General features: G+C 59.1%; 22 protein-coding genes. 9 read left to right on the forward strand and 13 right to left on the reverse strand.

The window, feature by feature from the left end; translation table 11 throughout:
• Positions 1-160: 160 nt before the first annotated feature.
• From NW839_RS01405 to NW839_RS01415, 3 genes are all read right to left on the reverse strand, one after another.
• Entirely contained in the window at positions 161-436 is a 276-nt protein-coding gene (locus NW839_RS01405) for a BolA family protein (RefSeq protein ID WP_011434256.1), read from the reverse strand.
• Positions 437-536: 100 nt separating this feature from the next.
• A complete protein-coding gene (locus NW839_RS01410; protein WP_414349714.1) occupies positions 537-1,517 on the reverse strand; it encodes a DNA adenine methylase in 981 nt (326 codons plus the stop codon).
• Between the two features lie 7 nt (positions 1,518-1,524).
• The gene (locus NW839_RS01415) at positions 1,525-3,480 is read right to left on the reverse strand and encodes a peptidase M3 (protein WP_414349715.1); all 1,956 of its coding nucleotides are present in this window, start codon (positions 3,478-3,480) and stop codon (positions 1,525-1,527) included.
• A gap of 469 nt (positions 3,481-3,949) precedes the next feature.
• Here NW839_RS01415 and NW839_RS01420 point away from each other — a divergent pair, with 469 nt between their 5' ends.
• Complete coding sequence (locus NW839_RS01420) at positions 3,950-5,500, forward strand: YifB family Mg chelatase-like AAA ATPase (RefSeq protein ID WP_011434260.1); 1,551 nt, start codon at positions 3,950-3,952, stop codon at positions 5,498-5,500.
• 87 nt (positions 5,501-5,587) lie between these two features.
• On the opposite strand, the gene recF is transcribed toward NW839_RS01420, so the two are convergent.
• Positions 5,588-6,730 carry a DNA replication/repair protein RecF gene (gene recF, locus NW839_RS01425; protein ID WP_414349716.1) on the reverse strand — a complete coding sequence of 381 codons (1,143 nt, stop codon included), beginning with the start codon at positions 6,728-6,730 and terminating at the stop codon, positions 5,588-5,590.
• Positions 6,731-6,900: 170 nt separating this feature from the next.
• Positions 6,901-7,278 carry a hypothetical protein gene (locus NW839_RS01430; RefSeq protein ID WP_414332328.1) on the reverse strand — a complete coding sequence of 126 codons (378 nt, stop codon included), beginning with the start codon at positions 7,276-7,278 and terminating at the stop codon, positions 6,901-6,903.
• A 231-nt stretch (positions 7,279-7,509) separates the two neighbouring features.
• Between NW839_RS01430 and mutS the strand changes: the two genes are divergently transcribed.
• Positions 7,510-10,185 carry a DNA mismatch repair protein MutS gene (mutS, locus tag NW839_RS01435; RefSeq protein ID WP_414349717.1) on the forward strand — a complete coding sequence of 892 codons (2,676 nt, stop codon included), beginning with the start codon at positions 7,510-7,512 and terminating at the stop codon, positions 10,183-10,185.
• A 12-nt stretch (positions 10,186-10,197) separates the two neighbouring features.
• Here mutS and NW839_RS01440 read toward each other — a convergent pair whose 3' ends face one another.
• Positions 10,198-10,737: a cofactor assembly of complex C subunit B gene (locus NW839_RS01440; protein ID WP_414349718.1), complete on the reverse strand. Its 540-nt coding sequence runs from the start codon at positions 10,735-10,737 to the stop codon at positions 10,198-10,200.
• 613 nt (positions 10,738-11,350) lie between these two features.
• Here NW839_RS01440 and sigC point away from each other — a divergent pair.
• Positions 11,351-12,451, forward strand: a complete 1,101-nt coding sequence (sigC, locus tag NW839_RS01445; RefSeq protein WP_414332157.1) for an RNA polymerase sigma factor SigC — start codon at positions 11,351-11,353, stop codon at positions 12,449-12,451.
• On the opposite strand, the gene murJ is transcribed toward sigC, so the two are convergent.
• The 7 genes from murJ to NW839_RS01480 form a co-directional block, all read right to left on the reverse strand.
• Positions 12,448-14,094, reverse strand: a complete 1,647-nt coding sequence (gene murJ / locus NW839_RS01450) for a murein biosynthesis integral membrane protein MurJ (protein ID WP_414349719.1) — start codon at positions 14,092-14,094, stop codon at positions 12,448-12,450. The two genes, sigC and murJ, sit on opposite strands and share 4 nt — an antisense overlap.
• A gap of 156 nt (positions 14,095-14,250) precedes the next feature.
• Entirely contained in the window at positions 14,251-14,637 is a 387-nt protein-coding gene (locus tag NW839_RS01455) for a hypothetical protein (RefSeq protein WP_414332159.1), read from the reverse strand.
• Positions 14,638-14,687: 50 nt separating this feature from the next.
• The gene (locus tag NW839_RS01460) at positions 14,688-15,515 is read right to left on the reverse strand and encodes a HEAT repeat domain-containing protein (protein ID WP_414332160.1); all 828 of its coding nucleotides are present in this window, start codon (positions 15,513-15,515) and stop codon (positions 14,688-14,690) included.
• 33 nt (positions 15,516-15,548) lie between these two features.
• Positions 15,549-16,406 carry a phycobilisome rod-core linker polypeptide gene (locus tag NW839_RS01465; RefSeq protein WP_414332161.1) on the reverse strand — a complete coding sequence of 286 codons (858 nt, stop codon included), beginning with the start codon at positions 16,404-16,406 and terminating at the stop codon, positions 15,549-15,551.
• Between the two features lie 469 nt (positions 16,407-16,875).
• Positions 16,876-17,358 carry a phycocyanin subunit alpha gene (locus NW839_RS01470; protein ID WP_011434281.1) on the reverse strand — a complete coding sequence of 161 codons (483 nt, stop codon included), beginning with the start codon at positions 17,356-17,358 and terminating at the stop codon, positions 16,876-16,878.
• Positions 17,359-17,551: 193 nt separating this feature from the next.
• The gene (locus NW839_RS01475) at positions 17,552-18,070 is read right to left on the reverse strand and encodes a phycocyanin subunit beta (protein ID WP_011434282.1); all 519 of its coding nucleotides are present in this window, start codon (positions 18,068-18,070) and stop codon (positions 17,552-17,554) included.
• Positions 18,071-18,306: 236 nt separating this feature from the next.
• Positions 18,307-18,468 carry a hypothetical protein gene (locus NW839_RS01480; RefSeq protein ID WP_414349720.1) on the reverse strand — a complete coding sequence of 54 codons (162 nt, stop codon included), beginning with the start codon at positions 18,466-18,468 and terminating at the stop codon, positions 18,307-18,309.
• Between the two features lie 294 nt (positions 18,469-18,762).
• Between NW839_RS01480 and NW839_RS01485 the strand changes: the two genes are divergently transcribed.
• From NW839_RS01485 to NW839_RS01510, 6 genes are all read left to right on the forward strand, one after another.
• Entirely contained in the window at positions 18,763-19,374 is a 612-nt protein-coding gene (locus tag NW839_RS01485; protein ID WP_414349721.1) for a chromophore lyase CpcT/CpeT, read from the forward strand.
• A 339-nt stretch (positions 19,375-19,713) separates the two neighbouring features.
• Positions 19,714-20,691 (forward strand): hypothetical protein, encoded by a 978-nt coding sequence (locus tag NW839_RS01490; protein ID WP_414349722.1) that lies wholly within the window; start codon positions 19,714-19,716, stop codon positions 20,689-20,691.
• A gap of 58 nt (positions 20,692-20,749) precedes the next feature.
• On the forward strand, positions 20,750-21,226 hold the full coding sequence (locus tag NW839_RS01495) for a hypothetical protein (RefSeq protein ID WP_414349723.1): 477 nt from the start codon (positions 20,750-20,752) through the stop codon (positions 21,224-21,226).
• A 232-nt stretch (positions 21,227-21,458) separates the two neighbouring features.
• Positions 21,459-23,522: an argonaute PAZ domain-containing protein gene (locus tag NW839_RS01500; protein WP_414349724.1), complete on the forward strand. Its 2,064-nt coding sequence runs from the start codon at positions 21,459-21,461 to the stop codon at positions 23,520-23,522.
• 46 nt (positions 23,523-23,568) lie between these two features.
• Positions 23,569-23,784: a hypothetical protein gene (locus tag NW839_RS01505; protein ID WP_414329987.1), complete on the forward strand. Its 216-nt coding sequence runs from the start codon at positions 23,569-23,571 to the stop codon at positions 23,782-23,784.
• Positions 23,785-23,913: 129 nt separating this feature from the next.
• Entirely contained in the window at positions 23,914-25,149 is a 1,236-nt protein-coding gene (locus NW839_RS01510) for a hypothetical protein (RefSeq protein ID WP_414349725.1), read from the forward strand.
• Positions 25,150-25,156: the final 7 nt, after the last annotated feature.

The raw sequence follows: 25,156 nt of genomic DNA on the forward strand, positions 1-25,156 counted from the left end.
GACTGCGCAAGGAGCCATCCATGCGCAGCGTGGTAGGAATCTCCGGCCTTCAGGCCGGGGAGGATGTCAAGATTCCCGTTTGCGACAGCTTCAGCCCCTTTCTCAAAGGGAGAGAGGAGTTGAGGCGATGCACAGCCCGACTGGGAATGCTCCTCTTGGCTCAATTGGCTGATGAACCAGAATCCAGCCCCTGGAGTTGCTCCCACTGGGCGGGGGTAAAGGTGCGCAGGGCCAAAGCATGTAGGCGGCCATCCTGCAGGTAGGCTTTCAGGGCCTCATTCACCAGCCGGTGCTGTTTGATCAGGGGCAAGCCCTGGAATTGTTCCGCCACCACGATGGCCTGGAAATGATGGCCATCGCCGACAGTGTCTTCCACCTGCACCCTTGCGCCGGGTAGGGCAGCCCGTACCAATGCCTCAATTTCTCGTGGATCCATGCGCTGTTGTTCCCGTTGTCTCGTCGCGTCAGCGTTGCGGAGCAATAGTGTGTCCAAGCTCGAGATCCCGCCTTGGATCTCGACCTGCTCATCCATTACCCTAGATGGTTCCGGGGCAAAACGGGATCTCTTCCGGCCCACTGCAGGCGGTGGCCAGGCTGGGATGGCTCAGCACCAAGACCTCGGTGATGGGACCGCGTTTGTGGCCCTGGGCGCTGATGGCACGGCTGGCAGAGATGGTCTGGATGGGGTAATCCCGGTACAGTTCCCGCACAAAGGGGCAATCGGAATTGGAGAGCAGCACCTGCACGCCTCGGTCGGCCAATGTTCCAAACACTTCTCGCAGGCGGATCTGTTCCGCTTCGCCGAAGGCAAACCGGCTGTAGGCTGTGAAGCTGCTGCTGGCAGAAAGGGGATAGTAAGGGGGATCCAAATAGACGAAATCCCCGGGTTTGGCTCGTTCGAGCACCTGCCAAAACGGCTGCACCGCGATCTCCACGCCTTGTAAAACCCGTGCCACGGCCCGTAGGTTCTCCGCGTCGCAAATGCGGGGATTGCGGTAACGGCCCAAAGGGACATTGAACTCTCCCCGCGAGTTCTCCCGGTAGAGGCCATTAAAACAGGTCTTGTTCAGATACAGCAGGCGGGCAGCCCGTTGCGCCGGATCTTCAAATCGAGCCGCGCGGATGGTGTAGTAATAATCCCGGCTGTGGTGGGCTTGGTGGTGGCTGAGCAGGGCAATGATCTCCTCCACCTGATCCCGCACGCAGCAATACACGTTTACCAGCTCAGGGTTGATATCCGACAAAACAAAGGGCCGCAAGCCCGGCGGAGTCCTCTGGGCCAGATGAAAAAAGACCGCTCCACCCCCCAAAAAGGGCTCGTGATAGGTGTTCCAGGCGCGAGGAAAAAAGGGTTCGTATTGGCTGAGCAGTTGCCCTTTTCCCCCTGCCCATTTTAGGAAGGGACGCGCTTTAACGGCTGGCTCCGCTGGGGTGGGTTCGCAGGAGTCGGGTACAGGGTTCCAGAGTTCTTCCCGCCGCAGAGCACGCCTATGTCCAAGAGAACAAGGGTGGGTCATCGTTGGTTCAGTGATCTGGATTCTCTTCCAGCAGCTTTTCTAGCGTCTCGATCCAATGCTCCAGCTCCTCCAGCGCCTGCAACACTCCCCCTGGGTCGCTCAGATCTGCCTGCAGCAGCTGGGTGGTTTCTTCCAAAGTCAGGGATCCGGGCGGGCTGGCCAACCAACGAAGGTAGTGGGGCAGAAAGTTGCGCGGAGAATCATGATAGCGGCGGTGACAGGCCAAGGCCACCAGGCTGGCAAGGCTGGCCTGATAGGCACTGAAGGGGTGGAGAAACAGCTCCGGCATCCCCACCCAGTAGAACTGGTGTTCCGGCAACAGTTCCACCGCATCTCCGCACAGCTCCTGACACAGCTTCAACCACTCTTCGCTCACCCAGGAGGAGTAGGTTACACCGTTTTCCCATTCGGGGATCCCCGACCGATAGAGGAGCAGCTCCAGCCGACCGATCAAACCCTGGTAAAACACCGCCTGCAACTGGGCTTCCAGATGATGTATCAACAGGGCCTGGGCCAACTGGAGGCTGCCGGAGCGTTCCCGCCAGCGCTGCGGAGCAGTTTGCCCCTCTGGGTCGTAAAGAGCAGGCCTGCCCATGCGAGGGGATCCCACTGCTGAGGCAACCAGGTGATCCAGGAGTATTTGCTGCAAAAAGACGGTGTGAGCCTGCACCCCCCACGCTCGCGGCAGCAGTGCGGAACTCCCCTGCATCTCCTCTAGATCCAGCCAAACTTGGGGATCCTCAGGCCGGAGCCGCCGGCTGAGGGTGGCAAGGGTCTTCAACAAGAGCTCGCTCCCGCCGGATCCCGTTTCTCCTGGTCTAGACGAGGACTCTGTTTCGCTGACGCGAGTGGGCTTGTCTGCCTCGGTTGCGATAGCGCCGACTTCCAGCAGCCAGGGTTTGGCCTGGGCAGCACACTCAGGGCAAAAGTCCTGCAAAGCAGCCCAGATTAGAGAGGTGGCCTCAGCAGAGGTCAGGGGCGGCACGGGATCCCCCCAGGGCGCATGCAGATCGCAGATGCGAATGGAACGTCCCATTGTTCTGCTTTTGAGGCGGTAATAGTGCTGGAACAGGTCAAACCGATCGCGGATCCCTTCCAATAGGTTCTCCAAAAAGGTCTGAGTCAGGCCCTGGCGGGCCAGATACAGCTCGGCAGCAGAGTCATAGCCCCGCCATTGGGCCTCCCACAGGTGGTCGCGGATCAGGGTGCTGAGGATAAACCCACCCAGATCGGCATGGGCTTCTAGGTGTTGGACTAGCCGCTGGTAGGCAGCCCAGCGGATCTCCGCGCTGGCGTGAGTTTGTAAGCTCTGCAGCTGGACAAGAGTGTGCTCTGGGAGCGCAGCAGGCGAGTTCAGGGTCACTTGCCACAACTGCCGCCAAGCTAACCTTCCTGTTGGGTACTGTTGGTGGAGCAGGCACTCCAGAGGCTCCGGTTGTTGGTGACCCCGCTGCTGCAGGAGGCGACACAAAAACTGGCGAAAGGGGCGCAGCTCCGGCTCGGCACAAGCAGCGGCCAAGGGATCCGAGGGCCGATCCTCTCGCTCCTGCGGCGTCTCAGCTGCGGGTTCGCCGAGGGGAACGGCGGTCAGGGATTGCAGTTCCAGGGGGAAAAACAACAGCTGGCTCTGCAGGGAGATGACCCGCTCCAGATCCCTCCAGCTGGGGTCTGCCTTCGTCCAGGCCATCTCTGGTTCGGCCTCAGCCGGGATCGCTGTTGGAAGGCTGCTGCTCTCGCAACCCTCGGCAAGATGGGCTGCCAGGGCGAGCGCCTGCGTCAGCTCCGACAACTCCTGCAGCGCCACCGCCAGCTCTGGCGGGCTGAGCTGGACCACCTGCCCCCGGTAGCGCTGGGCAAACTGCTGCACCTGCTCCTCCAGTTCATTCCAGGTTAGGGCGCGCTTTTTCCCAGAGCCAGAGAAACGCTCGAAAGGGGGTTCAGCAGCAGGAAAGACCACCGGCATCAGCCTCCTAGAGATGGGGTCGTCCCTCTGTTGGCTTGTCGGCAGAGGGGTGTGCCCGCCTTTTGACCTCTGCCAAAGGGCAAATGGCTGGGGAAATCTGGGTTGGAGGTGCAGGCTGCGATCAGAGGGATCCGGATCCCTGCTATCCCCCCCTGGGGGTTCCCATCCTGGTCAGAACATAGCCTCACCGCTGCTGTGCTGCGCAAAGGCGGCAGCAACAGCCAACCCAAGCCTGAGCCATTCGGCAAGCTCGGATCCGGGATCCCGCATTCATTAAAGACTGCGACTGCGAAAACCGACGTGCCTCCTTGGGGGCAGGAAAAACCTGAGATGATTGTGACATTCTCCTTGGGCAAATGCAGCCGGCAGCGTGGGGATCCCAATTTCGGCCAGGATACGTGTTGGGACAGAATAGGCCTGCGGCCACTTGTGCAAAGGGTAAAAGAACTATCCGAGGGAGGTGACAGCATTGTTTGCCCAAGTCACTGCTGCCGCTCTGCTGGGACTCCGGGCCGTGCAGGTTACGGTGGAGGTGGATGTGGGCGGTGGCTTGCCCCAGATCACCTTGGTGGGACTGCCCGATACTGCCGTTCAGGAGGCCAAAGAGCGAGTGCGGGCGGCGATCAAGAACTCCGGCTTTGCTTTACCCCAGCGGCGGATCATCGTCAACTTGGCCCCTGCCGATCTGCGCAAAGAGGGCCCCAGCTTCGATCTGCCCATTGCCATCGGGATCTTGGCGGCCTCCGGGGTGATCGAGGGGGAAGCGCTGGCCAACACCCTGATGGTGGGGGAATTGGCCCTAGACGGCACCCTACGCCCGGTGGCCGGGGTTCTGCCTATTGCCGCCAGCGCTGCCGAGATGGGGATCCGCCGCCTGGTGGTACCCCAGGAAAATGGGCCGGAAGGAGCGGTGGTGCAAGGGATCCAAGTGTATGGGCTGCCCTCCTTGGCGGCGGTGGTGGGCTGGCTGCAAAACCCAGAGGGAGTTGAGCCGGTGCGGATCCAGCCAGAACAGATGTTGCCAACCGAAACGGAACCCCTGCTGGATTTGGCCGATGTGAAGGGGCAAGAACATGCCCGGCGGGCTCTGGAGATCGCGGCAGCCGGCGGGCACAACCTGTTGCTGGTGGGCAGCCCGGGAGCGGGCAAGACCATGCTGGCGCGGCGACTGCCCGGCATTCTGCCCCAGCTGCAGTGGGAAGAGATGTTGGAGATCACCCGCATCTACTCGGCAGCCGGCCTGTTGCGGCAAAACCTGCACCTGGGACGCCAGACCCCCCTGATCGCCCAGCGGCCCTTTCGCGCTCCACACCATTCGGCTTCGGCAGTGGCGCTGGTGGGTGGCGGCCCCTACCCCAAGCCCGGGGAAATCTCGCTGGCCCACCATGGCATCCTGTACCTGGATGAGCTGACGGAATTCCGGCGGGAGGTGCTGGAGGTGCTGCGCCAACCCCTGGAAGATGGCAAAGTCACCATCTCCCGCGCCCGCGTTTCCCTAGAGTTTCCCGCCCAAACCACCCTGGTGGCCTCCACCAACCCCTGTCCCTGCGGCTTCTACGGGGATCCCGTTCACCCCTGCACCTGTACGCCGCAACAGCGGGAGCGCTACTGGTCCAAGCTCTCCGGCCCGCTGCTGGATCGCATCGACCTGCAGGTGCGGGTCAACCGCCTTAAGCCGGAAGAAATTGTCCGCGCCCAGGGCGGCGAATCTTCCCAAGCGGTGCAGCGGCGGGTGGAGCGGGCACGACAACGGCAGCGGCAGCGCTTTCAAAACGAGCCTGGGATCCACTGCAACGCCCAGATGCAATCCCGCCACCTGCGGCAGTGGTGCTCCCTTTCGGATCCCTGTCGCAAGCTCTTGGAAAGCGCCATCCAAAAGTTGGCCCTGTCTGCGCGGGGGAGCGACCGCATCCTCAAGGTGGCCCGCACCATTGCCGATCTCGAGGGCGCGGAGGCCATTGCCCCCACCCACATTGCCGAAGCGATTCAATACCGCAGCCTGGATCGCGCTCGGCTGTAAAGCCCAAGCGCTCGGCGCCGCTGACGCGACCACCCCCAGCCCCCCTCCCAGAGGGAGTTTCCCTTACCGCCAGAGCTCCGGCCTGCCCTACGGGATCCCATCCCCTGTTTTGCTGGGAAAAAGCTGCCCCCCCTGCACCTGAAGGATTTGGGCGGCCTTGAGCCAGCTGGCGTCGAAGGATCCCAGGTGGGTGGTGGTAACCAAGGTTTGCACGCGCTCCTGAATGGCTTCCAAGAGTTGGTTTTGCCGGTGCAGATCCAGCTCTGCCAGCACATCGTCCAACAGCAGCAAGGGCGGATCCCTGACCACCTGCTCGATCAGCTCCAGCTCGGCCAGCTTTAGGGCCAAGACCAAGGTGCGCTGCTGCCCCTGGGATCCGTAGGCGCGGGCGGCGGCTCCGTTGATGCACAGCTCCACTTCATCCCGATGGGGGCCCACCAGAGAGCTGCCCAGGGAGTGTTCGGCGGCGGCTTTGGCGCGGATCTCGGCCAAAAACTGGGCTTGGATCACTTCGGGGCTGGCCTGGGGATCCGGCAGGGGCACCTGGGGTCGATAGGTGAGGGTGAGGGTCTCCCGTCCGCCGCTGATGGTTTGGTGCCAGCGGGCGGCCAGGGGTTCCAGCCGTTGCAGCAGCCGGGCACGACGGCGCATGATCCGGCTACCGGTGGTGGCCAGTTGGGCATCCCAGAAGTCCATCTGCGAGAACTTGTCGCCGGCAGCCGCGGGATCCTGCTTCAGCAGGGCGTTGCGCTGCTTGAGGATCTGGCGATACTGCTCCACCAGGCCGAGGTAAGCTGGCTCCAGCTGCAGCAACACCCCATCCAACCAATTGCGCCGCGCCTCTGGCCCCCCTCGCACCAGCTCCAGATCCAGGCTGGAGAACACCACGGCATTCACCTGTCCCAAAAAGTCCACCTGGCGGCGCAGCACCTGCCCGTCCACCTTCAGGGATCGCCTGCCGCTGCTGCGCAGCTCCATCACCAGCTCGTGGGCCACCCCCAGCCGTTCCACCGTGGCGGCAATCCGCGCCTGCTGTTCTTCTTGATGCACCAGCTCCCGATCCCGAGCGGCCCGCCGCGAGCGTAAGGTGGCCAACAGCTCCACCGCTTCCAGCAGGTTGGTCTTACCCTGGGCGTTCTCCCCCACCAGGATGGTTTTGGGCGCGTCGAAGGGGATCCCTTGCTCCCGGTAGTTGCGAAAGTGCCACAGGTGCAGGAAACGCAGGTACACCAAGGGAGATGTAAAGACGCGATCAGTCAGTATTCGAGAAGAACAGCCCCCGCTCTGGGGGCTTTCACTTTAACCCAACTCCAGCAGGGGCAAGAGAAGGTAGAGGGGTTAACCCCGAAGACTCAGCCAGCAGGGATCCCTTCTATCCCCTCAGTTCAGGGTAGGCCAGATCAGCGCCTACTCAGGGCAGCCACCCCTCCGAGGCGCTCAGCCGCCAACAGATGGAGGGCTGCGCGGGCAGAGTAGCGGGCAGCTTTGCTGCGACTGTAGTCGGCGAAGGTGTAGCTGCCGGGATCCGTACTCACGTTGCCCAACAGGTTCTGCACTTGATTCTGCAGGCTAGAGACGCTGCCAGAGTTGACGTTGGCGAAGGTCATCTCTGCTTGTAGCCGGCTGAGGTACTCCTGAGCCCGGAAAGCGGCCTCGAAGAAGGAACGGCCAGGGCGACCCATAAAACCCAGCTCCGCTGCCCCGCTGAGCTTGCGCCGGGGATCCCAGCACCAGGGGGGTGAGGAGCACCAAAATCGGCAGAGAACAGCCGAGGGCACGGGTGAAGGAGGAACGAATCCTTTGCCAAGCCACTCGGCCTTACCTCAGGGGGGATCCAACTACCCTGAGCGAGGTCATGGCAACCAACCGCGAAATGGGAATCAGGGGAGAAGGGCTGGGGAAACGTCTCAAACTTCATCTAGACCTGGATCTAGAATGGCCCAAGCTGGTCGGCCCGAGTTGGCTAGACTCCGAACCTTCAGCCCATTGCTTGCCCACGTTTTGATGCCATGAGTTCTTCCGCCGAGCCTACTTGGGATGCCTTAGAGGTGGATCCCGCCCTCCTCACCCCCATGATGCAGCACTACGTAGAGCTGAAGCGGCAATACCCGCACGCCATTCTGCTCTACCGCCTGGGGGATTTCTACGAGATGTTTTTCCAGGATGCGCAAGTGGTGTCGCGGGAGCTGGAGCTGGTGCTCACCGGGCGAGAAGCAGGGGCCATAGGGCGGGTGCCCATGTGCGGGATCCCTTACCACGCCTTTGACCGCTATGCCGCCCAGTTGGTGGCCAAAGGCTATGCCCTGGCCGTCTGCGACCAGATGGAGCCAGCAGAGCAAGCCAAGGGCTTGGTGCGGCGGGAAGTGACGCGGGTGATCACCCCTGGCACCGTCCTCGAAGAAGAGCTGCTGCAGGCGCGGCAAAACAACTACCTGGCAGCCGTCGTGCGGCTCAAAGGATCGAAGCAGGCTCCCTGCCGCTGGGGCCTGGCCTACGCGGATGTCTCCACCGGCGAGTTCTGGGTGTGTCAGAGCGAGGGGCAAGAGCCTCTGGAGCAGGAACTGGCGCGGCTGCAGCCGGCGGAGATCCTGCTGCCCACCGAGGAGGGACTGGGCCTGGGTCTACTGCGGCCCGGGGATCCCCAAGGGCCTTTGGGGCTACCCGGCCAGTACGCCTATACGCTGCGCCCAGCGGAGCCTTTCGAGTTGGCGGTGGCGCGGGAGAACCTAATGCAAACCTACGGCCTGCGCTCTCTGGAGGGATTGGGCTGCCAGGGGCTGCCCCTAGCTATTCGAGCGGCGGGGGGGCTGTTGCACTATTTGGAGGAGACGCAAAAGAACCTAGTGCAGCCCTCTCCTCAGGGGGGCCATCCGCTCCTGCGTCCCCCTCGCACCTATCAGTTGACGGATTACCTCATCTTGGATGCCCAAACCCAGCGTAACTTGGAGCTCACCCAGACCATCCGAGAGGGGGCTTTTGTGGGATCCCTGCTCTGGGTGCTGGATCACAGCCGTACAGCCATGGGGGGGCGCACTTTGCGGCGCTGGCTAATGCAGCCTTTGCGGGATTCGGAGCAAATCCGCCTTCGCCAAGACACCATCCAAGAGCTTTTGGAAAACCCTTCTCTGCGGGCCCGCCTGGGATCCCTTCTGGACTCTCTGTACGACCTGGAGCGGCTGGCCAACCGCGTCGGATCGGGCACCGCCAACCCGCGCGAGATGGTGGCCTTGGGATCCTCCTTGGGCAAACTGCCCCAGTTGGCCGAGCTGGTGGGGGAAGCCAAGACTCCCCTCTTGCAAAGCCTGCAACAGGTGGATCCCGCCCTGGTTGAGCTGGGCCAACGCATCGAGCACACCCTCCTGCCCTCCCCTCCCCCTGTGCTCACCGAGGGGGGCCTCATCCGAGCCGGCGTGGATCCCGAGCTGGACAGGCTGCGGCAGCAGGTGGAGCAAGACCGCCAGTGGGTTGCCCAGTTGGAAAAAAGCGAGCGCGACCGCACTGGGATCCCCACTCTCAAGGTGGGCTTCAACAAGGCCTTCGGCTACTACCTCAGCATCAGCCGCGCCAAGGCCCACCAAGTCCCCAAAGAGTACATCCGCAAGCAAACCCTGACCAACGAAGAGCGGTTCATTACCCCCGAGCTCAAAGAAAAAGAGGCCCGCATCCTCACCGCCCAAACCGACATCAACCAGCGGGAATACGAGCTGTTTGTGCAGTTGCGCCAAGAGGCAGGATCCCGGGCCGAAGCCATCCGCCAAGTGGCCCAGACCCTGGCTGCTGTCGATGCCCTGTTTGGCCTGGCGGAAGTGGCAGTGCAGCAGGGATACACCCGTCCCCTCCTCACAACAGACCGCCGGCTGATCATCGAGGAGGGTCGCCACCCGGTGGTGGAAAAATCCCTGCCTCAGGGCCTATTTGTCCCCAACTCGGTGCAACTGGGATCCCCCCACGGCCCCGATTTGATCGTCCTCACCGGGCCCAACATGTCCGGCAAGTCCACTTACCTGCGGCAAATTGGGCTCATCCAAATCCTGGCCCAGATGGGCAGCTTTGTCCCCGCGCGGCGGGCAGAGTTGGGCCTCTGCGACCGCGTATTTACCCGCATTGGCGCTGTGGACGATCTGGCTACCGGCCAGTCCACCTTCATGGTGGAAATGAACGAGACCGCCAACATCCTCAACCACGCCGGCGAGCGCTCCTTGGTGCTGCTGGACGAGATTGGCCGAGGCACCGCTACCTTCGATGGCCTTTCCATTGCCTGGGCGGTGGCGGAATACCTGGCCACTCAGGTGCGCGCCCGTACGGTCTTTGCCACCCACTACCACGAGCTCAACCAACTGGAGACCTTGCTGCCCAACGTGGCCAACTTTCAGGTGGTGGTCAAGGAATTGCAAGATCGCATCATCTTCTTGCACCAGGTACAGCCTGGGGGGGCAGATCGCTCCTATGGCATCGAGGTGGGGCGCATGGCTGGCCTGCCGCAGCCGGTAATCCAGCGGGCCGAACAGGTGCTGGCCCTAGTGGAAAAACACAGCCGCATCGGCCTGGGCCTGCGCAACCAAGGAAAAAGCCAACCTGCCCAGAAGAACTCCAAAAAAGAGCCCGCTCCCAATCGCAGCCCCGATTCCGCCGTTGGGGATCAACTGTCTTTGATCCCAGCACCTCTCTCTCCCGATTGGCCTTAGACTCCCCTACCCCTAATCCAGATCCCGTTCTTGCAACCCCAGGGCTGCAGCCAGCCCATCCAGCTCATCCCGATGCCCCTCCACCCACAGGTGGGATCCAGAAGCCGTTGGCGTTCGTTCCCAGGACGAGAGCGGGACAGAGTCCTCGTCGGCTTCCTGCAGTTTCAGGCGGATTTGCTCCGGGCGTTGGTTGCGCCGCCAGTAGTACCAACCCGCCCAGGGGGAGGCCAGCACCACCATCCAGGGCCAAGCTCCCCACCCAGGCTCAAGGGTCTGCAGCACCAAGGCCAAACAGGCCAGCCCCGCCCCCGCCAGTCCCGTTAAAAAAAAGGTCAGCCCCACGCTAGCCTGACCCTGCCCTGCAAAGGTGGCGATCCCCTCGGCATCGGCGGACTGGAGACGATAGCCACGCCTTTCCAAGTGCTCCCGTAGAGCGGATCCCATTTCTTCCAGGCTGCGACTGCTAGAGTAGAGGCGACTCTCCACGCGATCCTTGCCCGCAGCTCGCAGAAAAAAGAATAGACCGATGGCCAATAGAGTCGTCAACGCCAAGGTTGAAACCTTTTCCCCCGTCAGCGGGGCTATGGCCAACCCAAGTGCCTGAGCAGAGCCCAGTCCGCCCAGAGGAAGGGGGTTGACCTGTTCGGGGAGTCTGGCTCCCCCACAGCTGGGTGGGATAGGTGAATGGGAACAGTTCATCGAATAGAATCGAATAGATTGGAATAGGCAAAGCAATTTACACGCTACCTTTGAAGTTTAGACCCTCTAGGATGGATGGGTTACTTCCCCCAAGGACGAGCTGCTGGGTTCACCCTGAGGGCAATACGCTTTTTCGCAGTGGCGGTGACGGTTGAACTGGGGGGATCCTACGCTGGCTCTCATGTCTCTGGGCTGAGAAATGCAACTATAATTAAGTTATGATAAGGGGCTCACGCTCTCCGTGTGACCCCTCCGCTGCTACTTCAGCCTTTCCCTATGGGGCATGGGCAGGAGGTCCGGTTGAGGAAGAGGTCAATGTATGATTTCCTCTGACTGCTGTAAGGCGTTGAGCAGGCGCGAAGTTACCGTTGGGGAACACTTAAGCTTAACTTGCTCCACATCACTGACCATTCCTCTCTCAGCCCACTGAACTGCTACCTCTGTCGCTACATCAGCAACACCCTACATGTCTAACTACGAACCTGAACTCAACGACATTTTGTTGGATGGACCCGCCGATCTCCTCGATGCTGCCGAAGAAGCAGAGGTGGATCTGGCCGATGGCGAGTTTCTGGAAGAGGAGCCAACCCGCCGCTCCACTGATCTGGTGCGCCTCTATTTACAGGAGATTGGTCGTGTTCCTCTTTTGGGGCGCGATGAAGAGGTGGCCCTGGCCCAAAAAGTCCAAGACTACATGAAGCTCTTGGATTTGCGCCTGCGCCTGCAGAAAGAGTTGGGACGGGATCCCACTCTTGCGGAATGGGTGGCCAAGGCTAACCAGTACCCCGAGTGGGCGCAACTGACCCCTGAAAAGCTGCAGCAGATTCAGCGGATTGGCAAGCGTGCCAAAGAACACATGATCAAGGCCAACCTGCGCCTGGTGGTGTCGGTGGCGAAAAAGTACCAAAACCGCGGCTTGGAGCTGTTGGATCTGATCCAAGAGGGTACGCTGGGCCTAGAGCGGGCGGTGGAAAAGTTCGACCCAAAAAAGGGCTACCGCTTCAGCACCTACGCCTACTGGTGGATCCGGCAGGGCATTACCCGCGCCATTGCCACCCAAAGCCGCACCATCCGCCTGCCCGTCCACATCACCGAGAAGCTGAACAAGATCAAAAAAGCGCAGCGCAAGCTCTCCCAGGAAAAGGGCCGCACCCCCACCATCGAAGACATCGCCTCCGAGTTGGAGATGACCCCGCCCCAGGTGCGGGAACTGTTGGTACGGGTGCCCCGCTCGGTTTCTCTGGAAACCAAGGTGGGCAAAGACAAGGACACCGAACTGGGGGATTTGCTGGAAACTGACGACATTTCTCCAGAAGAGACCATGATGCGGGAAGCCCTGCATCGCGATCTACAGCAGTTGCTCTCGGATCTCACCAGCCGCGAGCGGGATGTGATCCGCATGCGTTTCGGCTTGGGGGATGGGCGCACCTATTCGCTGGCGGAAATCGGTCGCGCCTTGGATCTGTCGCGAGAGCGGGTGCGGCAAATTGAGGCCAAAGCTCTGCAGAAGCTGCGTCAGCCGAAGCGGCGCAACCGCGTGCGAGATTACCTGGAAGCTATCAGCTAGTTCCGGCTTGCCCACTGGCTCCCCCAGCGTCCTACCCGTTTCCGCAGTCGGGCTGCTGCCCACTCTACTTCTGGGATCCGCAGGTAGAGAGCTCCGGCGGCGAACAAGCTTAGACCTAAACCCGCGGCCAGCCCGGCCCAAATGATGGCGGTGAGCAGGGGAGACCCCACAATCTCGTAGGAGCGCAGTTGGGTCCACAGCCAATGGCTCAGTCCCCCGGCCAGGACGGTGCTCCCCAGCAATGGCAGTAGGGCTTGTCCCATCTCCCGCCAAGGGATCCCTGGCAGGCGCTGGTGGAGGCGGATCCCCAGTCCGATCACGGCTATCAGGTTGACGCCGGCGGTGGCCAGGGCAATGCCCGGCGCTCCAAAAGCCTGCAAAAATAGAAAGTCCAGTAGGGCATTCAGGCCAATGGCCATGCTGCTAATGCGCAGAGGCGTAGCCCCATCCTCCAGGGCATAGAAGATCCGCACCAGCACATCCCGCAGCAGGTAACCGGTCATCCCCAGACCATAGGCCATGAGCAGGGCTGCCACCTCTTGTGTCACCTCCGGCGTAAAGCGCCCCCGCTGGTAGGCCACTTGGACAATGGGCTCGGCCAAAGCCACCAACAGCATCGACAGGGGCAGGGTCACAATTGCCGTAAGCATCAGCCCTTGGCGGATACGCTGGCGCAGCTCCGGCCAACGGGATCCATCCCCTGCCAACTGGGCATAGAGAGGCATCAAGGGCACCAGCACCATGTTGGAGAGGATCCCCAGCGGCGTTTGTACCAGAAGCTGGGCATATCCCAAGTTGCCGATGGTGCGATCCCCAGGTACGAAAGAGGCAAAAAACAGATCCACATAAACATTGATGTGGATCATCCCGGAGGAGATCACCGCCGGCAACATCAGCAAGCCCACCGCCCGTACCTGCGGGGATCCCCACTCAAAGCGCAGGCGCGGTCGCCCCAGCCCTAACCGCATCTGGAGCGGAACTTGGGCCAACCATTGGGCAATGGCCCCGATGAGCACGCCCCAGGCCAGCAAAGTTGGGATCCCCGTCCATCCCAGCGTGACCAGGATCCCGATCACCGCCAAGCTGGAGATCAGCGGGCTAAGGGCAGGCAAGGCGTAGTGTTCGGCAGCATTCAGCGCTCCAAAGCCGATGCCAATCCACCCCGAGAGCAAGGCCAAAGGGGCCATGATCCGCAGTTGCGCAGCGGCCAGAGCATGGACTTCGGGGCTGGCTCCCGGCGCATTCAGGCGCACCACCCAGTCCGCTCCCCACCAAAGGCCCAAGCTGACCAGCAGGAGCAGGCAGCCTACCAAGGTGGAAATGGATTCCAGCCAGGCAGCCGCATCCTCCCTGTCCCGATCCCGCTGCTTTTTGAGGACACTGACGATGGCGCTGTGGAAAGGGCCGTTGATCCCTCCCAGCAGAATCAACAGAAAACCGGGCAGGATGTAGGCTACCCCGAAGGCGCTGTACTCCGGCCCCGAGCCATACACTGCTGCAATCAAAGCTTGGCGAACGAAGCCTATGCCCTTACTGAGCAAGGTCGCCCCGGCCACCAAGCCCGCCACCGACACCAACGAACGGGATGGCCCTGCTGAAGGAGATCCCCCAGGGATCTCTTCCTGAGTGGCAGACTCCTCCATTACCTTGTGTCCTGCACCCCAACCACTGCCTCAACAACAAACTGATCCCGGATCCCTCTTTGAATCCCAGGAGCCGCTTCCCATTATCGGGAATATCGAACCCTTCTGGGCAATTGTCGGGCATTAGCTGGATCCCTTGGGCAGGCAGCGAGCTTGTCAGGCCAACAGTTGCCGTTCCTGTTCCAGTTGCTGCAACAGATGCTCATCCCCACGGGCTTGAGCAGAACGGATGCGCTCCTGCAGCCGGTGCAGCAGGTTCCGCCGATGGGTTTCCTCGACCAAGGTCATGAAGTGCTTCCGAGAGGAGACAGCCGCTGCCGGGCTCCCTTGCACCTCAGGGATCCCTGCCGTCACCCTTGCTCCAGGATCGAGGGCAATACCTCGATAGGTGAGGGGGAAAGACTGAGGCAGCGCCACGGCTAGGGATTGAGCTGGCCAGCTCCACCCCAAACCCCGGTGCCGAGCGGGCACATTCTGACGGCTTTGAATTACCCCAGAGGGATGCACAAACTCATGGGCAATGCCTTGATAGGTCAGTTGCAAAGGACTCCGTCCCGCTAATGTGAACAGCAAGGGCCCAGAAGCACCACCGCTCACAGCAGCTCGTCGATCAGCCGCAGCACCTGGTGCAGCTCAGCACCGGGGATCTTTTGATGTTCTAGGTTGATTTCCACCAACTGTTTGAGGGCAAGAAGCTTCAGGTTGGCCTCCACCGCCGCCACCGCAATGGCTTGTGCTGCCGGCAAATAGCCACTGGCCCCCAAATCCAAAAGGGCAGCCCGCCGCAGATGGATGTTGTGGTGATTCAACACCGACAGCAGGCGCTGAGCAAAAGTCGGATCCCCAGTGAGACGATAGCAGGCCCGTGCCGCCGCACATTGCAAACGGATGGAAGTGTGCTCTAGGTAGGGACAGATTGGCTCCAGAGCAGCGGTCACTTGCAGTTGTCCAAGAGCCTCGACAATGGCTTCTAGGGCGGCTTGGGCTTCCGTCTGCAGTCCTCGCTCCACACGGCGCAGCCCTTCTAGCAAAGCGGATCCCAGCTTTTCCACTTCGTCGGGATCCCTATGGAGGTTGTTGGCAAGGGCAATCTCAACCAGCGCCTGGGCAGCCGCTGCCACCACTTGGCCATCGGAGCAAGACAAAGCCGCCTTCAGGGGAGGGATCCCGGCGAGGGATCCCAGTTTACCCAAAGCACGAGCAGCGTTGCGCCGCAGCGGATATCCCCCTTGAGCGGTGCGATCCGTTTCATCGGCCAGGGCCTCGATCAGGGCCGGGATCCCTTCGACGATGCGCATGCGCCCCAGCCACCAAGCGGCATAGTAGCGTTCCCCCGGATCCCCGTGGCGCAGCTTGGCGATTTGTCCAGCCGGGGTGAGATCCACCGATGGATCGGGATCCAGAGGAACAGCAGTGGTCATGGAATCAACAACGGAGAGGACACCGAGAAGGGATCAAGCGCTGCGGACACTGACGATCTTGGCGCCCGATTTGAGCAACCGCTGCATTGTCGCCGACAGTTGATCGGCAGAGACGAAAATCTGCTGGTTGGATTTGCGCACTCGGCTGGAAGTGGCCAGCGCCGAAGGCGGATTCAGCAGCCGGGTCACTTCCACACAGAACATGCGATCCGACTGGCCCGTTGGCGGCCCCAGGTGTTTGGAAATGGGGCTGGGCGGCAGCAGCCCCCGCACCCCAATGCGGCGAATGGCCGGGGTAAACCCGGTGGCCAAAGGCATCATCAGACGGGGTCTGGGCCCTTGGGAGCGATCGTTGTTGGCGTAGCCCCCGTAGAGAGCGAAGAGATTGGTAAAGTCGCGGGTGGAATGAGCCTTGCGGTATTCAAACCCACGCGGGTAGGGGACGATGTTGTCTCCAAAAGCTTCCAGGTATTCTGGGCTGTCGATGTAGGAATCGATCTCCGCGCTGTGGCCGCCAGATTGGTAGATGTCCAAATGGCGGGCGATGTCTTTGGGGCTGGTGGGAGCGCGTCCCAGCAGATGCTTGAAATTGAGCTCGATGGCCCGGGTTTGCGAGTTGGGGTAGAAAAACCGCTTTTTGTAGGCTTCGGACTTGGCGATCCATCGCACAAACTCCCGCACCGTCAGGCTGCCCTGGCGCAGCAGCGATTCCGCACTGGCTAGCTCCTTCCTATCGGCCCCAAACAAATGGTCGTTGCCCAGCACCTGACGGTAGATGGCCCGCAGCACCGCATTGAGCTGATCCTGGCTGGCGTTGGGGCGCAACTCCAGTGGGGTGGTCTCCGTAATGCCCCGGATCCCCATCCGGCTTGCCGCTGTAATTGCACTCATGCTAATTCCCCCGATTGAACTGAATGGACACAGATTGAGAACAAGCTTGCGTTTAGGGTCATTTCGATTCAAGCTAGGACATTGCACCCACACCTAAAGTGTTGGTTGCGTCGTCGCGTCGGCGTTGCGGAGCAATAATGCAGGGGGCCAAAAGGCTTTTCAAGGACTCCGTCCCGCTGGCGCGATCAATAGCCCAGGCGTCTCACCCTAGCCTGAAACGACTGTAGAAATCGAAAACTAAAATTAGAAATCAAAAATCGGCAGCCCCAAGCTGCAGAAGAGCAACAGTGGCGCCTTCCTATTGGGGAGACTGATCCGCAAACCCACGTGGTCAAACGTATCTCTCCGCAACGTAGCAGGCTCACCACCGTTGCCCTCAACAACCTTCCCTCGCCATCCCCCCTGGTTTATGGGATGAGCCAACTGGCTAGCCGGCGTCGCCCTTTTAGAGGGATCCCAAGCCAAGGGTTTAGCTGAGCGCGTTGATGGCGTAGTCGATGTAGGTGTTGGCTTCGGTGGCCGCTTGCCCGGTCAGGCCGTGGTTGGCTTTGATGTAGCGCAGGGCTTCGATGAACCAACTGGGGGAGAGTTCAAAAGCGGCGTTGATTTCGCGGATCCCGGCCAACTGATACTCGTCCAGAGGACCGGTGCCACCGGCTACCAAGCAGTAGGTGATGTAGCGCAGGTAGTGGCGCACGTCGCGGGCGCACTTGTCTTTGCCGGCTTGGGTGTGGCACTGCCCACCGGGTTGGGTGGTGTAGGGGAACTTGGCGTAAACGGCTTCGGTGGCACCGCGCACCAGCTCGTCGGCACGGCTGCTCAGAACTCGAGCGGCTTCCATGCTGGCGGCAGCCCGCTGAAAACGGCCATTGATGGCCTGCAATTCGCTGTTGCTCAGGTAGCGCCCTTGGCTATCGGCAGTGGCGATGGCGTCAACAATTGGGGTTTGCATGATTCAAAACGCTCCTTTACTTAACTCAAGCTCAATGCAAAGAACAAGGCCAAAGCTGCAAAGTCTCAACTGCAAAATCGCTGCAAAAAAAGTTGCTTTTCTAGGGATCCCCTGCCAACCCGAGTTGTCTTAGATCCCAGAGAGGTCTTCACAACTGGATCCGGACACAACAGAAACTTCAGTCCACAAGGGATCAAACCACAGCGGCAGCAGCGCGATCGAAGTAGGATTCGATTTCGGCAATCAGAGCGCTGCAGTCACCCCGGGTGATGCCGTTGGGGTCGTTTACCACCGCCACCGCAGCCTTTTTCATCTTTTGGATGCCGTTGGCCACCGAGCTACCGGGGGTGCCCAAGGCTTGATAGGTTTCCCGCAGGCCGTTCAAGCAGCGCTCGTTCAGCACACTGGCATCTCCGGCTGCCACGGCGTAGGTGATGTAGCGGAGAATAATGTCCATGTCCCGCATACAGGCAGCCACATTGCGGCTGGGGTAGGCAGGCCCACCGGGAGCGTTCAAATTGGGCTCCTCGGCAAACAACTGACGGATGGCATCGGTCACGATCTTGGAGGCATTGCTGGTGAGGCGGTTCACAGCGTCCAAACGCTTGTTCCCCTCGGCAATTACCTGCTGGAGAGCGGCAAACTCGTTCTCTCCCAAAAAAGCGCCTTTGGAGTCAGCTTGGGCAACCACTTTGCCAAATACATCGTTCATGGTTTTGAATCTCCCTAGCAAAAGTAAAAGAGGTTATGAATCCACATTCCCTGCAGCGGACAAGAGAGCACCTGCCGGCCAGGAATGCAACACTGCTTGGATCCCCAGTGCCGAGAGGTGCTGTTTAACTCACAGAACCGCCGACGGGATCAAAGCCGATAGAACCAAGATGAGCAAGCGAAGCTCGCTCCCAGATCCAGGCCACCATCTACGGGATCGGACTTGGACAAGAAGCCTCAGCCGCTGCTGGCAACCTCAACTGGCAGACGAGAAGAAGCTGGCTCGCCTTGTTTCCAGTCTTTTTCTACCGCGAAGGCAAGAAGCGATGAAATCAAAAAATGTAAATCGGCTTTACCTCGCGCAAAAAGGCTTAGATCGGTTTTCAATCTGTTTCCCATCTGGGATCCCGGCCAATGCTCCCTATCTTTCGTAGCGGCAGTTTTTTACAAAAGAGAACGTTTCTTGACCTAGCTTTACAACATGAACAAAGATGTCAGCCCCGATCGCGGCTTTGCAGCTTGCAAGGGATCCATTTTCAGTATCGGAGCGAACATTCTCATAAAGGATACATAATTTAACACTTGCTGCAATCCTCGGTCGGGCCTGAGGTTGGGGCAAAATCTGAGAAGGTTCTCTTCGATTCCCTAAGATTTTCGGTACACACCTTTTACAGAAGTTCTGGATGCCCGCTTATGCCTATTGGGTTGGATCGCACTCCTTCCCCAGAGCTGCTGCAGATGGCGCGTTGGCTGGCAGGAGACTTCAGCAACCAAGAGCAAGCCTGGGAAAATCCACCGTTTTTCGCCCAGATCCGGGTGGCCTATCGCCCCTTGCCGGCCCACGTTTTGGGCGGGATCGGCTTTTATGTGGAGCAAGCCTACAGCGGCCATTTGGAGGATCCCTATCGGCAGGCGGTGGTGGAATTGACTCAGGCAAGCGCTGGGATCGTGATTCGCAACTACCGCCCTCTGGAGCCGCAGCGGTGGCGGGGCTGTGCTCGGGAAAGGGCAGACCAACTGAGTCAACTGAGGGCTGCCGATCTGGCCTATCTAGAGGGGTGTGATGTGCAGGTGAAGAGGCAGGGATCCCTCTTTGTCGGCGTGACGGAGCCGGGGTGCCGGTGTTGCGTGGTGCGCAACGGCCAAACCACTTATCTGCAGACCACCTTGCACCTGAGCGAGAGCGAGTTTTGCAGCCATGACCGAGGGATGGATCCCATCACCCACCAGCAGGTTTGGGGAGCCCTGGCAGGCGCTTTTCGCTTCCAAAAGGTAGTCGATTGGCAGGCAGAGCTGCTGCTGTAGGCTTCGGCCCAGCCAGCCCTGCAACCCCACAGTTGACGACGGTATTGCGCACTCTCCCTCAGTCGGCCTTGTGTACACTGTCTTTGGCCGGGATCCAATATTGCCGCGCGATGCTTCCGGGTTCGAGCATGCTGGCAATGGGAATGTTCTTTGCCGCTTGCAGACAGGATACGCTCCTTATCGGCTTAGTGTGGGTGTTCAATGCAGGTGAGGTCAAGCCCAAAGAATGAGCCACGGTCTGGGTGGGCTTGGCACAGCCCTTGGGGAATGGCAATCGCCCTAGTTGGGATCTTGGCCTTGCTGCTGCTCGGTGCCGGATGTTCTGGCCAGGGGGAATCTGTGGCTTCCCCCCCTGCGTTGATCCCTCTCCCGCCTCAGCCGGGAACCGAGTCGATTCCCATGCCGGTGCGCACGCTGGGCAACAGCCGCTTTAAACTGCTGGGCTTGAACGTGGGGGTGGCCGGGAGCGGAGCTGAGGTGTTACTGGATACCGGCTCGGCAGGTTTGCGCATCATAGCGACAGCAGCAGGTCGCTTTGGCCTGGAACGGACGGGGATCCCTTCCACCGTGACGTTTGGAGATGGCACGCAATTTATCGGCGTGTTGGCCCGCGCCCCCTTCAGCATAGGAGGGATCCCCAGTCGGGAGCCGGTAACGATTCAGTTGATCGACCGGATCACCTGTGTGGACGCCCTGGTGGCCAGTTGTTCAGAGAACTTGTTTGGAGAAGGGCGGCCCTTCGCCGGGATCCTAGGCACGTCCTTGGATGAGCGCAGCCCCGACCGCGAGCTGTTTAGTCCGCTCACCCGCCTTCCGGGCAATTTCCGCTCTGGGTACATTATTCAAACGGGGGGCTTCAACTCCACCCAGGGCCTGTTCACGGTTGGCCTAACGGCTGCCAACACCGTCGGCTTCAATTTCCGGCAGTTTCCCCAGGTGGGAAGCTTTCCCGATGGCACCCCCATCTGGCGGGATGAGGCTTTGCAAGTGGCCTACAGCATTAGCAACACTTCCATTCAAAATGCCCTCAGCCCCACCGTTTTTGACAGTGGTTCTTCCGACATTTTTCTCAATGTCAGGCTGTTGGGGGCAGCTCCTTTCTCCACCTCGACCTTGCCCCCCGGCGCTGAATGGCGAGCTGTGCTGGAGGGGGCTTTTGACTACCGCATTCGGGTTGGCTTTTCCATTACGCCCAGCCGGGATCGGATTTTTGTTAACGGCAACCAAGGAGTGCAACTGTTGGGCATGCCACTGTTTTTCAACGCCGACGTTGCCTTTGATATTGAAGGCGGTCGGATCGGCTTTCGCCTACGTTGAGACGAAGTTGTTTTCAACATCCAAAAGCATTGGGATCACTTGCGGAGAAGAACTTGCCATGTTCGGCCGAGCCTTGAAAACCGGGAACAGCACGCTGCACAGATGGCCTTGGGTTTGGGGGCTACTGCTGCTCTGTTGGCTAGGGCTGAGCGGGCCGGCTTGGTCGATCAGCTTAGGGGATCCCTTGCCGGAGTGGGCTGAGTCTGTGCAGGTGGGACGACAGCGGCTGCGCGGGGTGGAGCAATACCGCGGCCAGGAACAAATCCGCGCCTATGGCAACGAAGCAGGACGGGTGTTTTGGATTCAAATCAACAGCAGCGCTGACTTGCCCCCGGATTACCGAGACTATTTGGGCGAATACCAACAATTTCTGGTAGAAGCTGTAGAAGTGGTGCCGTTGCGAGCCCGACGGCTGCGCTTCCGCCAGGGAAATCGCAGCGCCGAGTGGCAGGTGGTGGGCATGAGCGGTCGGTTTCAGGCAGAGGCGATCAGCAGAGATTTGGCTCTGCCAGGGTTGTTTGGAGATCCCTCGTGAAGAGCAGGAGAATTAGAGCTTATCCTAGAGATCCTAGAGAGAAACTTGAAACTAGAGTCTGCCAATGAATTTACTCCAGAAGAAAGTTGAGGTTACTCTTAATCGCTTCTTCGTCAAGGAGCTAACTCAAGAAGAGCTCACCTTCTATGAGTATAGTTGCAGGCCAAACCCTCTTCCAGATCTAGGAGAGGAGCAGAGGGCTCTCTCCAAGATTTGTAATCAGCTAGGTGTAATGGCTGTTCGTCTGGGAAATCGCATCATAACCCGAGAAAAAGTTCCGGCCAGTAAACTCAAAACAGAGGAATGGGAGTTGGAAGAGCTTGGTTCTAAGGCTCTAGATTGTACAGACCCTACAGAGAGACAGGCTCTAGAAACTTTCGAGCGCAAGAAACTAGATTGGAGTCTAAGATCTAAGTACAAAAGAACAGAGATTGAGCGATCAACAGGAGGAGGATTGATCTGGTGGGTTACGGGTCTGGAAGGAGTAGAACGGATTGAAGGAGTAAAACCACTTTGCGGAGATGGGTGGGAGGTTCACAGAGGAAGAGAGCTAGACGTTGTTATTAGACAAGATAAGAAGCTCTATCTAGAGATCGACATCCGATACCATTTCTACAGCCCATGGACGCTGCATGAGTGGCTGGAAAATTACCCAGATGTCTCAATTGAAATTGTACGAAACACATACAGGACAAAAAATAATAAATACCTAACTTGGGAGTATCGAGGCATTATCTCCAATCAGTCGCCAAGGGAAGTATGGTTAGCGGAGCTAAACACTAGCTTAGCGGATTATCATGTACAGAAGTACGGAGCAACTCCAGAAGAAGTTGATGGCTCTCTGGTGGTTCAAGTGGTCTCGAGAGAACGCAATTTCAGACAAAAGGCAGAGCCTATCCTTCATCTATCGCGGAGACTGTCGCCTGTTTTAACTTTGGAGATGCTAGCAAGTATAGAAGATCAAAGATGGACTGGCAAAAAAGTTAGCTCCTTGGTTAGCGAGCACATCAGAAAAAGTTTAGAAGAGAGATTGAAAGAGTCTAAAGAGACCGCAAAAACTATTATAGAAAATGTCTACAATATTTCTGACTTTCAGGCTGACCCCCTAAAAGCAGAAGGATACATTATGCCAAGGCCAAGGCTATTGGGGTTTGGTCATAGACAAGTCCAAAACCCCGCGAGAGTTAGGTACCAAGGATGTGCAAGAGTTGGCGAGACAAAGTTTGGACTTCTAAATCTTGACGATAATAAACGTGAGTATCCTACTGATGTTCGCAAGTGCCTACTTGAAGTAGCTAAAAAGAGCGGAGCAAGAGTTGAAATAGACTTTTACGCAACCCGTCAAGATTTGCCTGAAGGCGACCTTGCTCAACAGAGGTTTTGGCAAAGCTGGGCCGACAAAGGGATCAAAACCGTTCTGGTTGTCATGCCCTTGTCGCCTAATGAGCACAAGCAAAAGATCCGCTTGCAAGCACTTCGAGCAGGAATAGCAACTCAGTTTATGATTCCTGGAGCTGACCCCTACAAAGCTCTAAATGTCGTACTAGGACTTCTGTGTAAAGCTGCGTGGCAACCCGTGTTGCTTGAACCCCTCGATCATCCTGAGTGCTCCGAGCTTACCATTGGTTTTGATGTGGGGACGAATCGAGAGCTTTACTACGGAACCTCTGCCTTCGCGGTACTGGCCAATGGTCAAAGCTTAGGCTGGGAGTTGCCCGATATACAAAGAGGAGAAACTTTTTCCGGCGAGGCAATTTATCAAACCGTGTCCAAGCTCGTCAATAGATTCTACAACAAATTTCATCGATACCCTAGAAAGGTTCTTTTGATGAGGGATGGCTTAGTTCAAAGAGGCGAATTTGATAAAACAATTGAGGAACTAAGAAAAGAAAAGATTGCTGTGGATATTGTTGGAGTGCGCAAAAGTGGCACAGTCAGAATGGGAAGAGAGGAAAAAGGAAGCTATAGAGACGCTGCAATGGGCACTGTCATTTTTGACCATGAACGAAGGTCATTTATGCTCGTAACAAGCCAGCCCATTAAGAAGTCCTCGGTGCCAATTGGCAGCGCAAGACCGCTGCGAGTTGTCCATGAACACGGCAACACTCCTTTGGAAGTTCTGGCTATACAAACTTACCATCTCTCCCAGCTTCATCCTGCTAGTGGTTTTCAAGCCTGTAGGCTTCCTTGGGTGTTGCACTTTGCCGACAAAAGCAGTAAAGAGTTCCAGCGCATTGGCAACAGCATTTTTAGTGTGCTGCAGAACATAAACCGAGAGAAGTTGATTGCCGTCTAGCCAAGGGAGGGGATCCCCACCTGCCGGCCTTGCTAGGATTGGGGGGGTGGTTGGTGTTGCGGCTATGGTGGAGATGAATGAGGTCTGGAAGACCTTTCTGAGCAATCCTGTTCCGTTCTGTGGCGGTTTTCTCAGCGGCCTGCTGCGTTTGGATGTGAAGCAGGATCCCTTGCGCAGTTGGCTGGAGTCCCAGGGGCTGAGGGTGGAGGAGCCCCCGCCTTCCGGTCGCTCCGACGGCCCCCAATCTATTTCCATTGAATAGGCGTACTCAGTTGGCGGGCAGAGCCTAGGGATCCCTTCCGAACGCTTTCTCTCAGGTGTGGGAAGCGCTCTGATCCGGGCACAAGCAGCGACAAGAAGGGCAGCAAGAGCGGTGTTGCGAGGTGAGCTGATGTTCCCTGAACCCTCCCAATTTAGGAAGCGGCAGGGATCCCTTCGAGGCTGTGGCTACCTCTGCGGGATTGTGTTCCTGGTAACGGGACTGGTCGGTCTGCCGTCAGGGGATCCAGCCGTGGCCCAATCGTCTCCCTCTTCTCTTGCCAGCCCTAAGCAGGATCCCCAAGCTTGGCTGGAGCGCTACAACGCCGCTCTAGAGCAATTGCCCCCTTTGCCCAACTTGCAATATCGCCAGCAGGTGCGGGTAGAGGGATCCCAAACCTTCACAGCCACGTTGGATGTGCTCTACCGCCGCGACGGCAGTTGGCAGGCTTGGGTAGCCAAAGGGGATCGCATCCGCCTCTTGGATTCGCGCCAATTGGAAGTGGTGAACCAGTCGGATCTGCTGCAGCTGTACTCGGTGTATGTGAGCCGACCGGAAGCCCTCTTGCCCTCGGTGAGCTTTTACTTGAAGGCGGATCCCAGCCGCTACCGCGTCCTCTCCTCAGAACGGGTGGATTTGGCTGGATCCCCTGTCCAGCACTTGCGCCTAGAGCCCATTCAGGAAGGCCAGTTGCGGGAGCTGTGGCTGGATCCGCAGTCGGGGCTGCCGCGGCAGGTGTTGCTGTTTTTGTCGGGGGTGTGGGGGCAGGCCTATGTCCTGATGGGGTTTACGGCGGTGCCAGCTCCCGAGGGAGGGGAGCGCTACTGGCTGCCGGAGAGCACCCGCATCAATTTGGGCTATGGCTTTTGGACCCTGGAGGGCCTGAACCGCCGCGTGTTCAGGGGATCCCTGTCCATCCAGCATGACTACCAGGACTACCGCATTTTGCCAGAAGGGACGCAGTTGCGCTTTTTGCCTTCGCAGCCGCCGGTGGATGCGCCGCCGGTGGTAGCCGGCCTGCCGGGGAGCGCTCCTCAAGCGGAGTTGGGAGATGTGCGGGCCTTGGGAGTGGATGAGCAGGGCAACCAGCAGTTCAGCATTGGCCTGGGCCGGCGCTCCAGCCCGGACAATTCCTTGGAAGACCGAATCGTTGCTTTCAACCTAACCCGACCCACCAGCCGCAACGCCCTGACCCAAATCGATACTTTAGCTCTTTTGCCTCTGGGGAATGGCCAGTTGCCCATCTATCTCTTCCAATTCGACACCGGTCGCCCCCTCTCGCCCCTGCAGGGGGTAGAGCGCCCGCAGGTGGATCCCAACGAGGTCTTCGCTCCCAGGCCGCCAGCCATCAGACTCTTCGGAGATTAGTTCCCCA

The sequence above is a fragment of the Synechococcus sp. R5-15 genome (assembly GCF_047462035.1).
Classification (GTDB): Bacteria; Cyanobacteriota; Cyanobacteriia; order Thermostichales; family Thermostichaceae; genus Thermostichus.